Below are 20,709 nucleotides of genomic sequence, written 5' to 3' on the forward strand. Positions count from 1 at the left end.
TGGCGACGACCTTAGCGGCCTCCCTCGGGCGGGTCGAGAGGTGGTTCACCGACCGCGCGGCCACCGGTGCGGCGGCGGACCAGCCACTGCACGAGCCACGCCACCGTGGCCAGCAGCAGCACCAGCAGGAAGATCACGATGCCGGCCACGACGGTGCCGGCCGAGGCCCCGACCAGCGCGTACGCGATCGCCGGCACGACGGTGCCGATCGCCCCGGCCCCGGTCACCTGCCACCAGCGGGCCGCGCCCGTCCCCGCCATCAGGGCGACGGTCTCGGCCAGGATCGGGACCGGCCGGGTGACGATCACCAGCCAGAGCCCGTAGCGGTCGAGCAGCCGGTTCGCCCGGGCCCGCTGCTCGGCGCTGGTCAGCCGTCCGACCAGCCGCCGGCTGCGCCGGCCGATCAGGTAGCCGGTCAGCGTCGCGCCGGTGCCACCGATCATGGACAGCGCGGCTCCGGCGACCGGACCGTACACGGCACCGTTCATGATCATGATCCCGCTGGACGGCACCGGCAGCAGGACGTCCGCGACCAGCAGCCCGACACCGGCCAGGCCGACGAGCCCGCGGCCCAGGCCCCGAATCGGCTGCGGATCGGTCAGCACCGGGATCCCGGACGCCTCGACGACGGCGAACAGGGCCAGGAAGATCACGATCATCCCGCCGATCATGATCAGGTACGGATGACGCATCGCCGCCCGCCGCACCACCCCCGTGATCATGATCGGCCGCCCAGCAGCGACCGGACCCGGTCCGGACCGGCCAGGTCGACGCGCAGCCGCGGCTCGGTTCCCGAACCGAAGGACACCGGCCGAAGACAGGCCACCGCCGCCGCGTACCCGGCGCCGACCTCGAGGTCGGCAATCGCGCCCGACCAACCAGGGCGGCCGGCCAGCCGGCGCAGTCGCGGTCGTTCGGTCACCGGACCGAGCACGACCTCGGCCATCGACCGGGTCAGCCCGTCGCCGGTCGCTTTCAGTACGGCCTCTTTCCGCGTCCACGCGACATAGAATTCGGGCGCGGACACATCGGAATTCTCCTCCGCCGAAAAGACCAGGTCAGCGAATTCGCCGATATCTCGAGTGATCATCTTCTCGACGTCGACCCCGACCCGGGAATTCTCGCTGATCGCCACCAGAACGCGGTTTCCCGAATGGGTCACCGAGACAGTCCCGGGGAGGCCGATCACCTTTGGCGCACCATGCGGCGCCCCGCACCGCAGGCACCGGCGATCCAGCTTGATCAACTTCGGGCCACCACCCATCAGGTCGCCGATCACGCATCTCAGCAAGGCGGTTCCGAGCACGAAGCGGTCCCGGTCCGAGGCCCGGCGCAACCCCGCGAGCCGCCCCTGTTCCACCTCGTCCAGCCAGGTCCGATGGACCGGCGACAGCCAGCCGAGTTCGGCCGCATAAACCGTGGTCTGCAGATCGTCCACAGCACTTTCTTCCGACAATGGCCCGGGCTCAGTCATCCTTGGTCGGAGAATGCCGGAAATGTAAGGGCCGAAAGTCCCCTTGACTGCGACCTGCGTGCTGAGTAGACCATGAGGGGGCGCCACGACGGATGCAAAGACGATCCGCGGGCCGTGTTTGGGGGGCACCAACGATGAGTCGGAAACGCATGATCCCACTACCGCTGACCGAGCGTTTCGCGCCGGCCGGAGCGGAAGCCGGCGAGGAGGTCGATCCGCAGGAACAGCTGTCGGTCACCGTCTACGTCCGGCCGCGTCCTGATCACCCTGATCTTCCCGAGCCGGACGATCCGGCCGGCCTGCCGACACCGGTGATGACCGACGAGGAGTTCGCGGCCGCGTACGGAGCGGATCAGGCCGACCTTGATCAGGTGATCCGGTTCGCCGAGGAGGCGGGGCTCACCGTCGTCGAGAGCAGCGCCCTGAAGCGCAGCGTGACCCTGGAGGGCGACGCCGCGACGATGCAGAGCGCGTTTGGCGTCCAGTTGCGGCGCTACCACCGCAGCGGCGAGACGTTCCGCGGCCGGGTCGGCCCGGTCAACGTGCCCGACGACGTGTTCGACGTCGTCGAGTCGGTGTTCGGTCTGGACGACCGCAAGGTCGGCGGGCCGCGGCTGCGGCGGAGCCGGCAGACCCCGGCCGGGATCGGGCTGCCGACCGCCCGGGCCGGCGGACTCCCGCCGAACACGTACCTTCCGCCCACGGTGGCGAACCTCTACCGCTTCCCGCCCGGCACCGACGGCACCGGCCAGTGCGTCGCGATCTTGAACTTCAACGAGGAGTTCAGCCACGGCGGCTATTCGGCCGCCGCGCTGAAGGTCTACTTCGAGCAGGTCCTGGGGCTGCCGGCGCCCGAGCTGACCGACATCGTCGTGCATGGTCAGGGCAACGACCCCGGCAGTGACGACGGCAGCGACCCGTTCGACACCAGCGGCGAGGTGATGCTGGACGTCCAGATGGTCGGCGGCTGCGCGCCCAAGGCCAAGATCATCATGTACTGGACCCGCTTCACCGAGCAGGGCTGGGTGGACGCGATCAACGCGATCATCACCGACACCGTGAACCGGCCGAGCGTGATCTCGATCAGCTACGGCAACCCGGAGGACGATCCGCGGAGTGCCTGGACCGCGAGCGCGATCGCCAAGGTCAACGAGGCGTTCCGGGCGGCGGCGGCCCGCGGGATCACGATCTGCTGCGCGTCCGGGGACGACGGGTCCCGGGATCAGGCCGGTGACGGTGCCGCGCACGCCGACTTCCCCGCCTCCAGCCCGTACGTGCTCGGCTGCGGCGGCACCGAGGTCACCGCACCGTACGGGACGATCCTGCGCGAGCTGGTCTGGAACAACGGACCCGGCAGCGCGACCGGCGGCGGGGTCAGCCGGTTCTTCCCGGTGCCGGCCTACCAGCGCCACGCCGGGGTCCCGCCGTCGGCGAACCCCGATCGCCGCAGCGGGCGCGGCATCCCGGACGTCGCCGGGATCGCCGACCCGGAGACCGGCGTCGTGATCATCACGCTGGACGGCCAGAGTCTCGCCGTGGTCGGCGGCACCAGCGCGACCTCGCCGATGTGGGCCTCCTTGATCACCAGACTCAACCAAGCCCTCGGCCGCAAGCTGGGGTTCGTCAATCCGCTGATCTACCGGTTCCTCCCCTACCCCGTGCTGCGCGACATCACGATCGGCAACAACGGTGCCTATCCGGCCGGTCCGGGCTGGGACGCCTGCACCGGGGTCGGCAGCCCCGACGGGGTCACCCTGCTGGCGGCACTGCAGTGGCTGTTCCGTTCCCTTCCGCAGCCGCAGGCTCAGCCCGAGGGCAACCGGCCGGAGGGACCGCCGCCGGTTGATTCGCCGACGAACCAGCCCACGCAGCCGGCGTCCGACGGGCCGTTCGGCGCCTATCGGGACAGCTACCTGAGCTGTCTGACCGAGGCGTTCGAGGCCTGGCGCCGGTTGGGGGCGACCGGACCGGAGTCCGGTTGGGAGTCCGCGCTGACCACCTACCGGCACGAGGTGAACGCCGCCTATCTCGACTACGTCGGCGCGGTCAAGGCGTTCTGGCGGGACCAGCCGGCGACGGAGTTGGACACCAACGCCTTGAACTACCTCGGTTCCAGCATGATCAACGTCGCGGCCGTCGCCGCGCCCGCGCTGTCCGCGCCTGGTCGGTCCTGATGGCCGCCGAGGACGTCACCGTGGCCTATGCCGCGTTCGTGGAGCGGGTCTCCGCCGCACTCGCCGATGATCAGGCCCGGAACCAGCTCGCCGTTGCCTTTCAGCAGTACGCGACGCTGGCCGATCAGGCCCTGGCACCGCTGGCCCGGCCCGCGTTCGAGAGCTATCGGGGGATGCTGCGCCGGCAGCTCAGCAGTGATCAGGTACGGCCTCGGGTCGACGAGGCGTTCGGGCGCTTCACCCGTGCCCTCGGCAGCGCGCTGGCCACTCCACCGACCGAGCCGGCGGAGCTGGCCGCGATCGCGGAGGCCATGCTCGGCGCCGCCTGGCTCGCGGCTGCTGCCGCCGCCGACGCCGAAGAAGCTCCGCAGGAGACGCCGGATCGACCACAGCACGATCCGCCGCCACAGCCGGAGCACCCGGGGGTGGATGCGGAGTTCATCGCCGCGGCGAGTGTCTGGGGACCGACGACGGTGCTGGAGTGATCAACTCCCGACCATGAGCGGGCTGGGTTCGAGGGGGAACATGCCGCCACAGAGGAAGCGGTTCGACGGGGGCCGGTCGGAACTGCTCGGCCAGTTGCTGGCCGCGGAAGGACTGCGCCCGGAGCTCGGCGTGCCGACGGCCCGGCACGACACCGGTCCGGCGCCGCTGTCGTTCGGGCAGCAGCGGATGTGGTTCCTTGATCAACTGCGGCCGGGGACCTCGGTCTACACGATCCAGGTCGCCCTGCGGCTCGGGTTCGCGCCGAATCCGGTGCTGCTGCAGGGTTGTGTGAACGACATCGTCGCCCGGCACGAGGTGCTGCGGACCGCGTTCCGGCTGGCCGGTGACGCGCCGGTGGCGGTGGTGCAGCCCCGGGTACGGATCCCGCTGACGATCATCGATCTGTCCGGCCTGCCGCCGGGCCGGATCGAGGCGGCGGCCACCGGAGCGGCCACCGAGCAGGCCAGGCAGCCGTTCGACCTGTCCGCCCCACCGCTGCTGCGGACGATGTTGATCAAGGTCGGGCCGGCCGACGCGGTGCTGTCGGTGTCCATCCACCACGCGATCGCCGACGGCTGGTCGATGCGGGTCTTCTTCGACGAGCTGGCCAGCCGCTACGCGGCGTCGGTGGCCGGGCGGCCGGTGGAGTTGCCCGCCCTGAGCCTGCAGTACGCCGACTACGCCCGGTGGCAGCGTGATCAACTCGCGGATGATCGGCTGGCCGCCGAGCTCGCGCACTGGACCGGGCGGCTGGCGGGCCTGCCGACGCTCGAACTCCCGCCGGACCTGCCGCGGCCGGCGGCGCAGCGCTTCACCGGCGCCACCCGGGCGTTCCAGCTCCCGCGCGAACTGACCGACCCGCTCCGAGTTCAGGCGGCCCGGGCCGGGGCGACGCCGTTCATGGCCCTGCTGACCGGCTTCGCGGCACTGCTCCAGCGCTACACCCAGCAGGACGATCTCGTCCTGGGCTCGCCGATCGCCGGCCGGACCCGGGCCGAGTTCGAGCCCATGATCGGCTTCTTCGTCAACACGCTGGTGCTGCGGCTCGACCTGAGCGGCGACCCCAGCTTCACCGACGCCCTGCTCCGGGTCCGGGACACCTGCGTCGACGCGTACGCCCACCAGGACGTGCCGTTCGAACGGCTGGTCGAGGCCTTGGCGCCGTCCCGCGACCTGGCCCGCAATCCGCTGTGCCAGGTGGCCTTCCAGCACTTCGCCAACGACGACCGCGGCGCCGGTCCGGACCAGCTCCAGATCGACCGCGGGACCTCGGTCTTCGACTGCCAGCTCAGCACCTGGGACGACCACCGCGACCCTGACCGGCCGCCGGCGATCGCCGGCCGGATCGAGTACAACACGGACCTGTACCGACCCGCGACGATCGACCGGTTCCTTGATCATTACCAGCGGCTGCTCGGCCGTGCCGTGGAGCGGCCGGAGCTGCCGCTGTCCCGGTTGGAGTTGATCACCGACGAAGGTCGGGAACGGCTTTCCGGCTGGTCCCGGCCGGAGCCCTGGCCGGCCGATCCGCCCGACCTGGTCCAGGAGATTCTCAGCCGCGCCGCCGAGCGACCCGAGGCCGTGGCCGTGCTGGCCGATGATCACCGGCCGTGGACGTACCGGGACCTGATCGAGGCGAGCACCCGGCTGGCCGGCGTGCTGTCCCGGCACGGCGTCCGGCCCGGCGGCATCGTCGCGGTCCGGGCGCACCGCACCCCGCGACTGGTCGGCGCCCTGCTGGCCCTGCTCCGGCTCGACGCGACCTACCTGCCGCTGGACCCGGACACGCCGCCGGACCGCCTCGCCGACCTGCTGGCGGAGGCGGCGCCGACACTGCTGCTGAGCACCGGCGACCTCCCGGAACCGGTGCTCCCGGCCGGCACCACGATGCTCCGGCTGGACCGGCTCGACCTTGATCAACAGGCGCCCGCCACGCTGCCGGGGACCGGCCGGCCCGGCGACCCGATCGCGTACCTGATCTTCACGTCGGGCTCCACCGGACGGCCGAAGGGCGTGCTCACCGGCCGCCGTGCACTGGCGAACCGGCTGCGCTGGATGCAGCAGGCGTACGGTCTCGGACCGGACGACCGGGTGCTGCACAAGACCTCGATCGGCTTCGACGTATCGCTGTGGGAACTGCTCTGGCCGCTCACCGCCGGCGCAACCGTGGTGCTGGCCGCCCCCGGCCGCCAGGCGGACCGGGACTACCTGGACGACCTGATCCGGCGGACCATGATCACGACCGCGCACTTCGTGCCGTCACTGCTGCAGGACTTCCTGCGTGGCCGGGACGCGCTCGACCTGCCGTCGCTGCGCCGGGTGATCTGCAGCGGCGAGGCGCTGCGACCGGACCTCGCCCGCCGGTTCCTCGAGCTCAGCGATGCCGAGTTGCACAACCTCTACGGGCCGACCGAGGCCGCCATCGACGTCACCGCGTGGACCTGCCGGCCGGGCGCCGACCGGGTTCCGATCGGCCGCCCGATCAGCGGGGCATCCTGCCAGGTGCTGGACCGGCACCTGGCCCCGACCCCGCCGGGAATACCGGGCCAGCTGGCGATCGGCGGGCTCGGGCTGGCCGCCGGCTACCTCGGCCGGCCGGACCTGACCGCCGAACGGTTCATCAGCCATCCGCTCGGCGGACCGCCGGACGGCCGGCTCTATCTCACCGGCGACCGGGCCCGCTGGGCCGACGACGGCACGCTGGACTACCTGGGCAGGCTCGATGACCAGGTCAAGGTCCGTGGGGTCCGGATCGAGCTGGGCGAGATCGACGCCGTGCTGGCCGAACTGACCGGCGCCGCAGCTGCCGCCGACGCCCGGCCGGGGCCCGACGGCCAGCCGGCCATCGTCGCCTACCTGGTCCCGGACCATGATCATCCGCTGCCCCGGCTGGCCGAGCTGCGGCGGCGGCTGGCGGCGCGGCTGCCGGACGCGTTCCTGCCGACGGCCCTGGTGCCGATCACCGAACTGCCGCTCAACCGCAGCGGCAAGCTGGACCGCCGGCTGCTGCCCGACCTGGCCCCGGCCCCGACCGGCCCGCCCGCGGAGGCGGGGCCGGAACCGGCCGTACCGCTGGGCCCGGCCGGGATCCGCATCCTCCAGCTGTGGCAGCAGATCCTGCGGTCACCGGAGCTCGGCCCGGACGACGACTTCTTCGATCACGGCGGCCATTCGCTGCTGGCCACCCAGCTGATCGCTCGGATCCGGGCCGAGCTGGGCGTCGAGATCGGCCTGCCCGACCTGTTCGCCGCACCGACCGTCACCGGCCTGGCCACGCTGGTCGAACGGTCCGCGCCGGCGGCGGCCGGCGACGAGCCCGAGCTGGTCCGGCGCACCCACTCCCGACCCAGCGAACTGCTGATCGGCCGAGCCGGAGGTGCCGGATCATGATCGATGTCTTCGACGCGCTGCCACGGACGGCGGACGACCGGACCCGGCGACGGCTGGCCGAGTTGATCGACGCCGCCGGCCGGGACGACCGGTGGGCGCCGCTGTCGTTCGCCCAGCAACGGATGTGGTTCCTTGATCAACTGCATCCCGGGACGCCGTTCTACAACATCCACGTCGCGGTCCGGCTGCCGTTCGCCGCCGACCCGGTGATCATGCAGCGCGCCGTCAACGAGATCGTCGCGCGGCACGAGGTGCTGCGGACCAGCTTCCGGCTGGCCGAGGGCAGCGCGATCCAGTTGATCAGCGACGAACTGCGGATCCCGCTCACCGTGATCGACCTGTCCGCGCTGACCGGCGACCGGCTCGAGACGGCGATCGCCGGAGCGGCGGGTGAGCAGGCCCGACAGCCGTTCGACCTGACCCGGGCACCGCTGCTGCGGACCCTGCTGCTGCGGACCGGGCCCGCCGCCTCGGTGTTCGCCCTGACGATCCACCACGCCGTCGCCGACGGATGGTCGACCCGGGTCTTCTTCGACGAGCTCGCCACCCTGTACGCCGCGTTCGCGGCCGGCCGCACGTCGCCGCTGCCACCGCTCCCGATCCAGTACGCCGACTACGCACTGTGGCAGCGGGAACACCTGTCCGGGGACCGGCTCGACCAGCAGCTGGCGTACTGGACCGAGCAGCTTGATCAACTTCCGACCCTGCAGCTGCCCACCGACCGGCCGCGACCGGACGTCCAGACCTTCACCGGCCGGACCATCGCGTTCACCCTGCCGACCGGGACGACCGATCGGCTCCGGCCGCTGGCCGCCCGCGCCGGCGCGACCCCGTTCATGGCTCTGCTGACCGGGTTTGCCGCGCTGCTGCACCGGATCACCCGGCAGACCGACCTGGTGCTCGGCAGCCCGATCGCCGGCCGGACCAGGGTCGAGCTCGAGCCCATGATCGGGTTCTTCGTGAACACCCTGGTGCTGCGGTTGGACTTCTCCGACGACCCGTCGTTCGGCGAGGCCCTGCAGCGGGTCCGGGACACCTGCCTGGCCGCGTACGCGCACCAGGACGTGCCGTTCGAGAAGCTCGTCGAGGTGCTCGCGCCGGACCGCGACCTCGGCCGCAACCCGCTCTGCCAGATCGCCTACCAGCACTTCGCCGACCCGGCCGCCGCCGAGCCCGGTGCCCCGGTCGGCGACAACGCGGCCGCCCTCCAGGTCGATCGCGGGACCGCAGTGTTCGACGCGGTGGTGACCACCTGGGACGAGCCGGCGACTGATCATGGTGCAGCTCGGGTGGCCGGCCGGGTCGAGTTCAACACCGACCTGTTCGACCGGGCGACGATCGACCGAATCGTCGACCAATTCACCGTGCTCCTGGACCGGGCCGGCGCGGACCCCGACCGGCCGTTGAGCACGCTGGAGTTGATCACGGACCGGGACCGGACGGAGCTGGCCGGCTGGTCGGCCGCGGCGGCCGGGGCGGCCGGGCCGGCCGTGGCACCGGACCTGCTCGACCTGTTCGCGGAGCAGGTCCGGCTCCGACCGGACGCCGCCGCGGTGTGCACCGACGGGGCGGCGTGCTGGACGTACCGGCGGCTGGACCAGGCCAGCGACCAGCTGGCCCGTCGGCTGCTCCGGCTCGGCGCCGGGCCGGGCGTGATCGTCGCCGTCCACACCGGCCGGACGGCCCATCAGATCTGTTCCCTGCTGGCGATCCTGAAGGCCGGGGCGACCTATCTGCCGCTGGACCCGGCCTACCCGCCCGACCGGCTGGCCGCCCTGACCGCCGATGCCGGTGTCGCGCAGCTGATCACCGACGGCCGGCTGCCGGTGCCGATCACCCCGGCCGGGACCACGATCCACGACCTTGATCAACTCGACCTGGACCGGGAACCGGACCGGCCGCTCGAGCCGGACGGCGACCCGGAGCAGCCGGCCTATCTGATCTACACCTCCGGCTCCACCGGAGCACCGAAGGGTGTCCTGGTGCCGCGGCGCGGCCTCGGCCGGGTCGTGCTGGAGCAGCGCCGACTATTCGGGATCGGGCCCGGCGACCGGGTGCTGCAGTTCGCCTCGCCGGGATTCGACGCGTCGATCTTCGAAATGATCATGGCCGTCGGCTCCGGCGCCACCCTCTGCCTCGGCCCACCGGAGACGCTCGATCCCGGCCCGCAGCTGAGCCGGTTCCTGGCCCGGCACCGGGTGACCGCGGTGACGCTGACCCCGACCGTGCTGGCCACCCTGGACCCGGACGCCGTACCGGAGCTGACCATGATCACCGTCGCGGGCGAGGCCTGCCCGGCGAGCCTGGTGGATCGCTGGGCCACCGGCGGCCGCCGGATGTTCAACCTGTACGGGCCGACGGAGACCACCATCTGGGCCACGGCCGCGGCCTGCGCGCCCGGCTCCGGGCGGCCCGCCATCGGCACGGCGATCGCCGGAACCCGTTGTCTGGTGGTGGATCCACGGGACGGCGAGGTACCGGTCGGCCACGTCGGCGAGCTGCTGGTCGGCGGCGAAGGCGTGGCGCTGGGCTATCTCGGCCGGCCGGACCTGACCGCCGAGCGGTTCGTCCCGGACCCGACCGGACGGCCCGGCCGGGTCTACCGCACCGGCGACCTGGTCCGGCGGCGGCCGGACGGCGGACTTGACTTCGTCGGCCGCGCGGACGACCAGGTGAAGGTCCGCGGGGTCCGGATCGAACCGGGTGAGATCGAGGCCGTCCTCCGTGATCATCGAGGGGTCCGGGACGCCGCCGTGACCACCGCGGCAGAGCCCGGCGGCGGCCACCGGCTCGTCGCCTATCTGGTCCCGGCTCCGGAACGGGACCAGCGGTCGGCGGCGGCCCAGATCGATCACTGGCGCACCCTGTACGACCACACCTACGGCGACGCGCCGCCCGCCGCCTCGGGCGACCTCGACGTGGTCGGCTGGAACAGCAGCTTCACCGGGGCCCCGCTGCCGGCCGCGGAGATGCGGGCCTGGGCGGACCACACCGCCGAGCGGATCCTCGCCGAGCGACCGCGGCGGGTCCTCGACGTCGGCTGTGGCACCGGGCTGCTGCTGACCAGGATCGCCCCGGCCACGGAACGCTACGTCGGCACCGACCTCTCCGAACGCGGCCTGGAGCGACTGCGGCAACAGCTGGCCGACAACCGCGACCGGTACCCGAACACGACCCTGCTGGCCTGCCCGGCGGACGATCCGGAGCCGTACCGGGCGGGCGACTTCGACGCAGTGATCATCAACTCCGTCGTGCAGTACTTCCCCGACGCGGACTATCTGATCAAGGTCCTGACGGCAGCTGCCGACGCCCTCGCCCCGGGTGGCGTGATCTTCGTCGGCGACGTCCGCAGCCTGCCGCTGCTGGAGCCGCTCAGCCTGCGGATCGAGGCCGGCCGGGCCCCGGCCGCCCTGCCGCTGACCACGCTGGCCGAACGGGCCCGGCGGCGCCGCGAGACCGAGGAGGAGCTGGTGATCGATCCGGCGCTGTTCCGGCAGTTCGCGGCCACCGCGCCCGGCATCAGCGACGTGGTGATCAGGCCCAAGCTCGGCGGGTACGACAACGAGCTGTCCCGCTATCGCTACGACGTCCTGCTCCGCTCCGGTTCCCCCGACGAGCCCGACCCGGCCTCCGCCCCTAGCGGCACCGCTGCGGACGCCGCCGAGCTCAGGTCGGTGCTGCGGCAGGCGACCGGCAGCCGGGTCGTGATCACCGGAGTGCCGAACGCCCGACTCGCCACCGACCGGTCCCTGGTCGACACGGTCCATGATCATCCGGCCGACGCCACGGTCGCCGACGCGCTGCGGACGGAGGACCGGGGCGGGATCGACCCCGACGACCTGGCCGGGATCGGCGCCGACCTCGGCTGGCGGATCGAGGCCCGGATCGACCGGACCGGCTGGCGGCTCGACCTGGTCGCCTGCCGTGGTGATGATCTTGGGCCCTTCGACAAGCTCAGGGAACGTTCGGGTGCGGCGGAGCTGGTGCCCTGGGACGAGCTGACCAACGATCCGTTGCGGGGCAGCCTGCAGCAGCGGTTGGTGCCGGAGCTGCGGCGCCGGCTCGAGGCCAGGCTGCCGGAGGTGATGCTGCCGTCCGCGTACGTCCTGTTGGACCGGCTGCCCCGCCGGCCGAGCGGCAAGCTCGACCCGGCGGCACTGCCGGCGCCGGACTCCGGCCGGCCCGAGGTCGCGACCGCCTATGCCGCGCCGCGGACCGGGGTGGAGCGGGCGTTGGCCGTGCTCTGGTGCGAGGTCCTGGCGCTGGAGACCGTCGGCGTCGACGACGACTTCTTCCAGCTCGGCGGCCACTCGTTGCTGGCCACCCAGCTGGTCGCCCGGCTCCGGGACGCGTTCGACGTCGAGCTGTCGCTGCAGCTGCTGTTCGAGCGACGCACGATCGCCGGCCTCGCCGTCGAGGTCGAGGCGGCGCTGCGGCAGCGGATCGCCGAACTCTCCGACGACGAGGTCTCGGCACTGCTGACCGACCCCGGGAGCACGCCATGACGACCTGGCCGGTGGCGTCCGGCAACGGGGTCGGCCCGCGCGGCGACCATGATCACGGAACCGGGTCCGACGCCCGGGCCCGGCTGCTGAGCCGGCTGCTCCGGGGCGAACGGCCGGGCGACCGGACCACCGACCGGACGATCCCGCACCGGCCGCCGGACGTCCCGGTGCCGCTCACGTTCCAGCAGGACCGGCTCTGGTTCCTTGATCAACTCGTGCCGGGCAGCACCGTGGCCAGCATCCAGGTGGCGGTCCGGCTCGGGATCGCGGCCGACCCGGTGATCCTGCACCGCTGCCTGAACGAACTGGTGGCCCGGCACGAGATGCTGCGCACCTGCCTGCGCCAGGTCGACGGCCGGCCGGTGCAGGTGGTCGCACCGCAGCTCCGGCTTCCGCTGACCGTGATCGACCTGACCGGGCTGCCGCCGGACCGGGCCGACGCGGCCGTCCTGACCGCCGCCGCCGAACAGGGCCGGCGGCCGTTCGACCTGACCACGGCGCCGCTGCTGCGGTGCCTGCTGCTCCGGCTCGATCCGGCGGAATCCGTGCTGGCCGTGACGATCCACCATGCGATCGCCGACGGCTGGTCGCTGCGGCTGTTCTTCGCCGAGCTGGCGACCCGCTATCCGGAGGTGGCGGCCGGTCGTCCCGACACCCGGTCCCGGCTGCCGATCCAGTACGGCGACTTCGCCGTCTGGCAACGTGATCAACTCTCCGGGCCGCGGCTCCGGGCCAGCCTCGACCACTGGACCACCGCCCTTGATCAACTTCCGGTGCTCGACCTGCCCACCGATCACCCGCGGCCGCCGGTGCAGACCTTCGCCGGGGCTGCCGTCTCGTTCACGGTGCCGGTGATGATCATGGACCGGGTACGCGAGCTGGCCGTCGCGGCCGGAGCCACGCCGTTCATGGCGCTGCTGACCTGCTTCGCGGCGTTGCTGCACCGCTACTCCGGGCAGGAGGACCTGGTGATCGGCAGCTACAGCGCCGGCCGGACCCGGGTCGAGCTGGAGTCCTTGATCGGGTTCTTCGTGAACACCCTGGTGCTGCGGGTCGACCTCTCCGGCGATCCCGGCTTCACCGAGGCGCTGGGCCGGGTCCGGGACGTCTGCCTGAGCGCCTTCACCCACGAGGACGTACCGTTCGAGAAGCTGGTCGAGGCCCTGGCCCCGGTCCGGGACCTGAGCCGCAACCCCCTCTGCCAGGTCGCGTTCCAGCTGGTCACCGGCCCGGCCGGGACCGAGGCGGCCGCCGATTCGGGGCTCGAGGTCGACCGCGGCACGGCGAACTTCGACCTGGTCTGCTCGATCCGGCAGTTCCCGGACGGCAGTGCCGGCGGTTCCCTGGAATACCTGACCGACCTGTTCGAACCGGCGACGATCGAGCAGTTCGCCACCCTGTTCACCGAGCTGATCGGCCAGGCCGTCGGCCACCCGGACCGGCCGCTGTCCCAGCTCCCGCTGCCGGGTCCCGATCCGGCCATGATCACCGGCCCCGAGGCGGACCACCCAGCGACGCCGCCGGCGGTGACCTTCGAGGAGCTGGTCGCGGCCCGGCCGGACGCACCGGCGTTGATCATGGCCGACGGAAGCCGGTGCAGCTACCGGGAGCTGCACGACCGGGTGATCATGATCGACACCGCGCTGCGGGCGCCCGGCGCCGGCCCGGGCCGGACGGTCGGCGTACTGCTGGACCGTTCACCGGACTGGTGGGCGGCGGCGATCGCGGTCGCCCGGGTCGGCGCCCGGTATCTGCCGCTGGACCCCGCCCTGCCGGACCAGCGGCTTCGGTTCATGATCGACGACTCCGCCGCCGCGATCATGATCACCGACGCAGCCGGTCGGCTCGCAACCGATCACGAGGCGCCCTGGACCACCCTCGACCTGACCGATCTCGAACCCAGTCCCGGGCCACCGGCACCGCCGGCCCCGTTCGCCGCCGACCAAGCGGCCTGGCTGCTCTACACCTCCGGCTCCACCGGGACGCCGAAGGGCGTGGCGGCGCCGCTCCGGCCGCTGCTGAACCGGCTGCACTGGTTCTGGCGCACGCTGCCCTGGGCCGACGGCGAGGTGCTCGCGGCCCGTACCCCGATCGGGTTCGTCGACTCACTCTGGGAGTTGTGGGGCGGCCTGCTCCAGGGCGTGCCGACCCTGATCGTCCCGCCGGCAATCCAGGCCGACCCGGACGAGTTGATCATGCTGCTCCGCCGGCAGCGCGCGACCCGGGTCTGGCTGGTGCCGTCGCTGCTGCGGGCGATCCTGGCCACCCATCCGGAGCTGGGCCGGGAGACCCCCGACCTGAGCTGGTACGTCAGCGGCGAACCGCTCCCGTACGAGCTCGCCCGGAGGTTCTTCGCCGGCGCCCCGGCGGCCGAGCTGTACAACCTCTACGGCACCACCGAGATCTGGGACGCCACCTGGCACCGCTGCCGGCCGGCCGACCGGAACGTCCCGATCGGCCGGCCGATCGACGGCACCACCTGCTTCGTGGTCGACCGGCACGGTGCCCAGACGCCGATCGGGATCCCGGGTGAACTGGTGGTCGCCGGCGCCGGGCTGGCCGACGGCTACCTGGACCGGCCCGAGCTGACCGGGCAACGCTTCGGGCCGCGTCCGGACGGTGCACCCGGCCTCGCGTACCGGACCGGTGACCGGGTCCGCTGGGCCGAACCGGGCCGGCTCGAGTTCTGCGCCCGGCTGGACGATCAGGTCAAGGTGCGCGGCGTCCGGGTCGAGCTGGGCGAGGTCGAGACCGCCCTGGCCGGCCTGCCCGGCGTGGTCGACGCCGCGGTCGCCGCGCACGCCGACCCGGCCGGGTTCACGGCGCTCACCGCCTATCTGGTCCCAGCCCAGGACGCCGGCCCCGAGCCGGCCACGATCGAGCAGGTCCGCCGGCTGTTGGCCGAGCAGTTGCCGGGCCCGGCGCTGCCGACCCGGCTGCTGCTCCTGGACGCGCTGCCACGCACGGCGAGCGGCAAGCTCGACCGGCGGGCCCTGCCGCCGCCCGACCCGGTGCAGGGTGGCTCCCGGACCGAGCCCGACGGCCCGGTGGAGGCGGTGGTGCAGGCGGTCTGGGCCGACATCCTGGGCGGCGGCCTCCCCGGGATCGAGGACAACTTCTTCAGTCTCGGCGGGCATTCGCTGTTGGCCACCCAGATCGTCTCCCGGCTGCGTACGGTGCTCGCCGCCGACCTGCCGCTGCGGACCTTCTTCGAGACGCCGACCATCGCCGGGCTGGCCCAGACCCTCGGCGCCGACCCAAGGGTCTACCGGGCCGCCGAGCTCGCCGTACGGCTGCTGTCGCTGACCGACGCCGAGGTCGCCGCCGAACTGGCCCGTTCCGGTGATCACGAACCCGACCCCGACCAGGAGACGCCATGACGTCGATCGAGCGCAGCGTCCCGACCGGACGGCCGCCGGACGCCCGGACCCTGTCGGTGCAGCTGGTCGCCGACGGCCTCGACTTCCCCACCGGGTTGGCCTTCCTGGCCGACGGCCGGCTCGCCGTGGCCGAGGCCGGGTTGCCGTTCGGCGGTGCCCGGCCCGGCGGCCGGATCCGGCTGATCGATCCCGGCGGCCACCCGACCACGCTGGCCGACGGGCTGCCGTGGCCGGTCACCGGGCTGACCCCGCTCGGCGACTCGTTGATCATCTCGGTGCCGGGCGCGCTGCTCCGGACCCGGCTGGACGGCACGGTCGAGCCGCTGCTGGAAGGTCTGCCGCGGGGCGGCAACTACCACACCAACCACGTCGCGGCCGGGCCCGACGGCTGGCTCTACTTCGGCCAGGGCGCGATGACGAACAGCGGAGTGGTCGGCCTGGACGGCGACGATCTCGGCTGGCTCCGCCGCCATGATCATCCGGCGGACGTACCCGGGCTGGACATCCGGTTGGCCGGCCTGACCTACCCGACGGCCGATCCCACGGATCCCCGGTCCATGATCAGCACCGCGGCCTTCAGCCGGTTCGGCGAGACCCGCCCGCCCGTCAGCCGGCTGCCCGGACGACTGCCCTGTACGGCGGCCGTACTGCGCTGTCGGCCGGACGGCACGGAGCTCGAACTGGTCGCTTGGGGCACCCGGAATCCGTACGGGCTGGCCTTCCTGCCCGACGGCCGGCTGCTGGCCGTCGACCAGGGCCCGGACGACCGGGGCAGCCGGCCGATCGGCAACGCCCCCGACCTGCTGTACGAGATCCGGCCCGGCGCCTGGTACGGCTGGCCGGACTTCGTCGGCGGCGATCCCGTCACCGCGCCCTGGCTGCGGCCGGAGCGCGGCGAGCCGCCCGGCTTCCTGCTCGACCACGCGACGCTGCCGCCACCGGAGCCCGCCCTGCTCAGGTTCCCACCACACGTCGCGGCGACCCGCCTGGCGGTCGGACCGGAACAATCCACGAGCTGGGCTGATCGCCTGCTGGTCACGCTGTTCGGCGACGAGCGCCCGCTCACCGCGCCGGCCGGACCGTCGGTCGGGCGCTGCCTGGCCGCCATCGACCTGAACCGCGGCACGATCAGCCCGTTGATCACCGATCCGCTGCTGCGGCCGATCGACGTCGGGTTCTCCCCGACCGACGGATCCCCTTATGTCGTTGACTTCGGGCGCTTCGAGATGGGGCCGGCCGGGGCAGTGGACGCGAGCCCCGGGACTGGCCGGATCTGGCGCGTCGTCGATCACACGGAAGGTGTCTCGGAATGAATGATGATCAAGGTGCGGCAGCGGAGCTGCTGCCCGGCGCGAGCGGCTGGGATCCCGGGACCACCCTCCGGGCGGAACCGGCCGACCCGGATCCCGGGCCCGATCAACTCGGCCGGGTCGGCCCGCTGATCATGATCACCGGGGCGGACCGGTTCGCACCGGTCATCCTCAAGATCACCGTCGACGCCGAGGCCCTGACCGGGATCGATCCCGGCACCGTCCGGGTGCTGCATCCGGGGGCCGGCGCCGGGCCGCCGGCGGTGATCGGCGCCTCCGGCTGCGTCGCCGATCTCGGCTACGTCTGGGCCACGGTCACCGAGCCCGGCGCCTACTTCGCCGCCGGACTGCCCTGGGATCCCGTCCTGCGGTCCGTGGCCGGCGCCGACGACGAACTCCCGGACTGGACCCGCACGGCGCTGCGGGACGCCGACCCGGAACGGATCGAGGCCTACCGGACCGCGGTGGTGGCCGACCTGGCCGCGACCTCGACCGACCCGAGGCTGCTCTCCGCGCTGACCCGGGTCCGCGGCGGCGGGTTCGGGCTCCGGCTGCCCGGCGACGGCGACCCGGCCGAGACGTTGCGCCGGGTCGCCGACGACGCCGACCGCCCCGAACCGTCGATCAGCCGGGTGCTGGCCCGGGACCGGCAGTCCGCCCGGCTGCGGATCGCCCGGGACCTGCCCGGCGTGCCGGCCACGGCGAACTGGTCGATGTTCCACCGCGATCCCGAGCACAGCGGCATCGTGCAGCACAGCCACATCGACTCGACCACGGTCGGCGCGCTGCAGCTGCGGTCCCGGCTGCCACTGGACGGCCCGATCGTCTCGGCGCCGGCGATCGTCGACAACACCGTCTACGTCGGGATCGGCAACAGCCGGCGCGCCTACGCCGGCCGCGGCGGCACCCTCTACGCCATCGACCTGATCCGCGGCGTCGTCCGGAACAGCTACACCTTCAACACGGCACCGCTGGGCGGCTCCCGGCAGGGCCTGGCCGGCATCGCCTGCACGCCGGCCGTCACCGCCGACCGGATCTACTTCTCCGGCCAGGACGGCCGGCTCTACTGCCTGGACCGGTTCACCCTGCGACCGGTCTGGATCACCGACATGCGGCACGCCGACCCGCTGCACCAGCAGCCGATCACGCACCAGGTCAACGCCGAGGGCTGGTGCTCGCCGCTGGTCGTCAACGGCCGGGTGTACGTCGGCTGGGGCGAGAGCGAGAGCGACGCGTACGGCTTCCTCTACTGCCTGGACGCGGCGTCCGGCGTGGTCGTCTGGCTGCTCTGCACCACCCTGTTCCCGGGCCTCACCGACAACCCGCCCAACGTCGTGCCGCGGTCCGCGGTCGGGATGCACCCGCTGCCGTCCCGGTTCCTGGCCGCCGACGACCCGGCCGACCGCGGCGGCTCGCCCTGGTCCAGCTGCGCGTACGACCCGGCGACGAACCGGATCGTCGTCGGCACCGGCAACGTGCTGCCGCAGGAGCCGCTGCCGCAGCCCAAGTACTCCCTCGGCGTGCTGTCGGTGGACGCCGACACCGGCGCGAATCCGCGGTTCTTCCAGCCCGTACCGGCCGACAACTACCGCCCCGACGACAGCGACGTCGACATGGCGGCCAGCCCGCTCGTGTTCAGCCGCGGGAACCGCCGGGTGGTGGCGATCGGCTCCAAGAACGGCTCCTTCTTCCTGCTCGACGCGGTGACCCTGGAGCCGCTGGCCCGCCGCCAGCTGCTGCCCCGCGCCGGCGGCAACGGCGGCTTCCCCGGCGACCGCGGCCGCCGGATCCCGGCGATCGACCCGCGGGTCCCCGAGGAGGGCGTGCTGCTCACCGAGAACTTCTACGGCACCTTCAGCTGCCCGGTCGTGCACGCCGGCCTGGGCCGGATCTACGTCGGCGTCGGCGGCTTCGCCTTCGGCGAGACCAGACCCGGGATCGACACGGCCACCACCCCGTTCATCCGGGCGATGGACTGGGAGGACCTCACCGACGCCTGGGCCACGGCCTCCGGCCCGGACCAGGTCCGGCGGTACGTGGTGCCCCGGCCACCGCTCTACCAAACCCCGGGCGAGGCCGGCTTCAGCTCGCCGGTGCTGGTCAACGACCTGGTCCTGCTGTCGACCTCCCGACCCGCCCTGTACGCGTTCGCCGCCGACACCGGGCTGCCGATCTGGCGGGCGCCCGGGCTGGGACCGGTGCTGCCGAACAGCTTCACCCTCGGCCCGGCCGTCTACGGCGACTTCATCGCCGTCGGCAGCGCGAACCTCGGCCTGCTCACGTACTCCCTGTGATCATGATCACCAACGAGACGATGATCACGGACGACACCCTGACCGAGGGTGCCGTGGACCTGCGCCAGCTGTTCGGCGCCGATCCCGCCCTGGACCACGACCTGCGGGACCGGATCGACCGGCTCGTGGTCTCCGCCCGTGCCGCGACCGCGGCCGCGTCGATCCCGCAGCACCTGCTGGCGGACCGGTTCGCCGGCCGGCTGCCCGAGACCGGCCTGCCGCCGAGGGCGTACGTCGACACCTTCCTGAACGCCGTCCTCGACCACGCCCTGCCGGTCGCCTCGCCGCGGTCGCTGGCGAACATGTCCTCGGTGCTGCCCGGAGCGATGCCGTACCTGGCGGCCCTGGTCACCGCGCTGAACCAGAACCTGGTGAAGTCCGAGGCCTCCCGCGCACTCAGCCTGTGCGAGACGCAGGTGCTGGCGATGCTGCACCGCCTGGTCTACCCGGGCGCCGGCCGGCTGCCGGCCGAGCCGGTCGGGGTGGTCACCACCGGCGGCACGCTGGCCAACCTGACCGCACTCTGGGCGGCCCGCAACACGGCCCTCGACGAAGGGGTCGAGGGCTGCAGCGTCCGCCGCTCCGGGCTCGCCGCCGCCCTGGCCGACCGCGGGCTGCGCGGGATGGCCGTGGTCGGGCCCGCCTCGATGCACTACTCCTTCGTCAAGGCCGCCGACCTGCTCGGCCTCGGCTCCGAGGGACTGATCCGGGTTCCGCTGGACGGGTCCGGCCGGATCCGGCTCGACGAGCTGGACGGTGCGCTGCGGCTCTGCCGTCGGCAGCGGCGGCTGGTGCTGGCGGTCGTCGGCGTCGCCGGCAGTACGGACTGCGGCGCGGTCGACCCGCTGCCCGAACTGGCCGACCGGGCCGCCGCAGCCGGTGCCGCGTTCCACGTCGACGCCGCCTGGGGCGGACCGGTCCTGATGTCGCAGCGGCACCGGGACCTGCTGGACGGCATCGAACGCGCGGACACGGTCACCCTGGACGGCCACAAGCAGCTCTACGCGCCGGTCGGGATCGGCCTGCTGCTGTTCCGCGATCCGACCCGGGCGGCCGCGATCCGGCACACCGCGGACTACGCGCTGCGCCAGGGCTCGGCCGATCTCGGCCGGCATTCCGTCGAGGGCTCCCGGCCCGGGTCGGCGATGCTGCTGCACGCGGCCCTGCACCTGCTCGGCCGGCAGGGCTACGAGGCGGCCGTGGACCGGACCATCGCCCTGGCCGCCATGCTGGCCGACCGGGTGCGCCGCCGGCCGGAGTTCGAGCTACTGCTGCCGCCGCGGCTCAACCTGGTGCTCTACCGCTACCTGCCGCCCGACCTGCGCGGGGTGCAGCCGGCCGACCGGACCCCGGCGGAGCAGCACCGGCTCGACCGGCTCAACGAACAGGTGCACAAGCTGCAGCGGGCCGCCGGGCACGCGCTGGTGTCGCGGACCGTCTGGCCGACGCCGCCGGAAGGACCGGGCCAGCCGGTGCTCCGGGCCGTGCTGGCGAACCCGCTGACCGGCCCGGCCGACCTCGACGCCGTCCTGGACGAGCAGGTACGGCTCGGTGACGCGCTCGGCCACCCGCGGTCCAGTTAGTGGATCGGAAGGAGGGCAATTCAGGGTCGCCTTATGATGGGTGACTGCGACCGTGGCCGCCCGCGTCCAGGACTCACCGGACACCGGCCGACGGTACGAGAAACGCCTAAGGA

10 protein-coding genes are annotated in these 20,709 nt (G+C 72.9%); 8 read left to right on the plus strand and 2 right to left on the minus strand.

Going from position 1 to position 20,709, the window contains the following annotated elements:
* Window positions 1-11: 11 nt before the first annotated feature.
* A complete protein-coding gene (locus ACFQU4_RS21515; RefSeq protein WP_377495742.1) occupies window positions 12-722 on the minus strand; it encodes a TVP38/TMEM64 family protein in 711 nt (236 codons plus the stop codon).
* Window positions 719-1,561, minus strand: coding sequence for a 4'-phosphopantetheinyl transferase family protein (locus ACFQU4_RS21520; RefSeq protein WP_377495744.1), 843 nt, complete (start codon window positions 1,559-1,561; stop codon window positions 719-721). The genes ACFQU4_RS21515 and ACFQU4_RS21520 overlap by 4 nt, the downstream gene beginning before the upstream one ends.
* Window positions 1,562-1,608: 47 nt before the next feature.
* On the opposite strand from ACFQU4_RS21520, the gene ACFQU4_RS21525 reads away from it, so the two are divergent.
* Genes ACFQU4_RS21525 through ACFQU4_RS21560 form a run of 8 tightly spaced genes read left to right on the plus strand, consistent with a single transcriptional unit; the run spans window position 1,609 to window position 20,596 of the window.
* Window positions 1,609-3,648, plus strand: coding sequence for a protease pro-enzyme activation domain-containing protein (locus tag ACFQU4_RS21525; RefSeq protein WP_377495746.1), 2,040 nt, complete (start codon window positions 1,609-1,611; stop codon window positions 3,646-3,648).
* A complete protein-coding gene (locus ACFQU4_RS21530) occupies window positions 3,648-4,133 on the plus strand; it encodes a hypothetical protein (RefSeq protein WP_377495748.1) in 486 nt (161 codons plus the stop codon). Before ACFQU4_RS21525 ends, ACFQU4_RS21530 begins: the two co-directional genes overlap by 1 nt.
* A gap of 40 nt (window positions 4,134-4,173) precedes the next feature.
* Window positions 4,174-7,524 carry an amino acid adenylation domain-containing protein gene (locus tag ACFQU4_RS21535; protein ID WP_377495751.1) on the plus strand — a complete coding sequence of 1,117 codons (3,351 nt, stop codon included), beginning with the start codon at window positions 4,174-4,176 and terminating at the stop codon, window positions 7,522-7,524.
* The gene (locus ACFQU4_RS21540; protein WP_377495753.1) at window positions 7,521-12,029 is read left to right on the plus strand and encodes an amino acid adenylation domain-containing protein; all 4,509 of its coding nucleotides are present in this window, start codon (window positions 7,521-7,523) and stop codon (window positions 12,027-12,029) included. Before ACFQU4_RS21535 ends, ACFQU4_RS21540 begins: the two co-directional genes overlap by 4 nt.
* Window positions 12,026-15,409, plus strand: coding sequence for an amino acid adenylation domain-containing protein (locus ACFQU4_RS21545; protein ID WP_377495755.1), 3,384 nt, complete (start codon window positions 12,026-12,028; stop codon window positions 15,407-15,409). The genes ACFQU4_RS21540 and ACFQU4_RS21545 overlap by 4 nt, the downstream gene beginning before the upstream one ends.
* Window positions 15,406-16,722, plus strand: a complete 1,317-nt coding sequence (locus tag ACFQU4_RS21550; protein ID WP_377495757.1) for a PQQ-dependent sugar dehydrogenase — start codon at window positions 15,406-15,408, stop codon at window positions 16,720-16,722. The genes ACFQU4_RS21545 and ACFQU4_RS21550 overlap by 4 nt, the downstream gene beginning before the upstream one ends.
* Entirely contained in the window at window positions 16,719-19,013 is a 2,295-nt protein-coding gene (locus tag ACFQU4_RS21555) for a PQQ-binding-like beta-propeller repeat protein (RefSeq protein WP_377495760.1), read from the plus strand. The genes ACFQU4_RS21550 and ACFQU4_RS21555 overlap by 4 nt, the downstream gene beginning before the upstream one ends.
* 2 nt (window positions 19,014-19,015) lie before the next feature.
* The gene (locus ACFQU4_RS21560; RefSeq protein WP_377495762.1) at window positions 19,016-20,596 is read left to right on the plus strand and encodes an aminotransferase class V-fold PLP-dependent enzyme; all 1,581 of its coding nucleotides are present in this window, start codon (window positions 19,016-19,018) and stop codon (window positions 20,594-20,596) included.
* Window positions 20,597-20,709 lie beyond the last annotated feature (113 nt).

This window comes from Microlunatus sp. GCM10028923 (genome assembly GCF_042666975.1).
Taxonomy (GTDB): Bacteria; Actinomycetota; Actinomycetes; order Propionibacteriales; family Propionibacteriaceae; genus Microlunatus.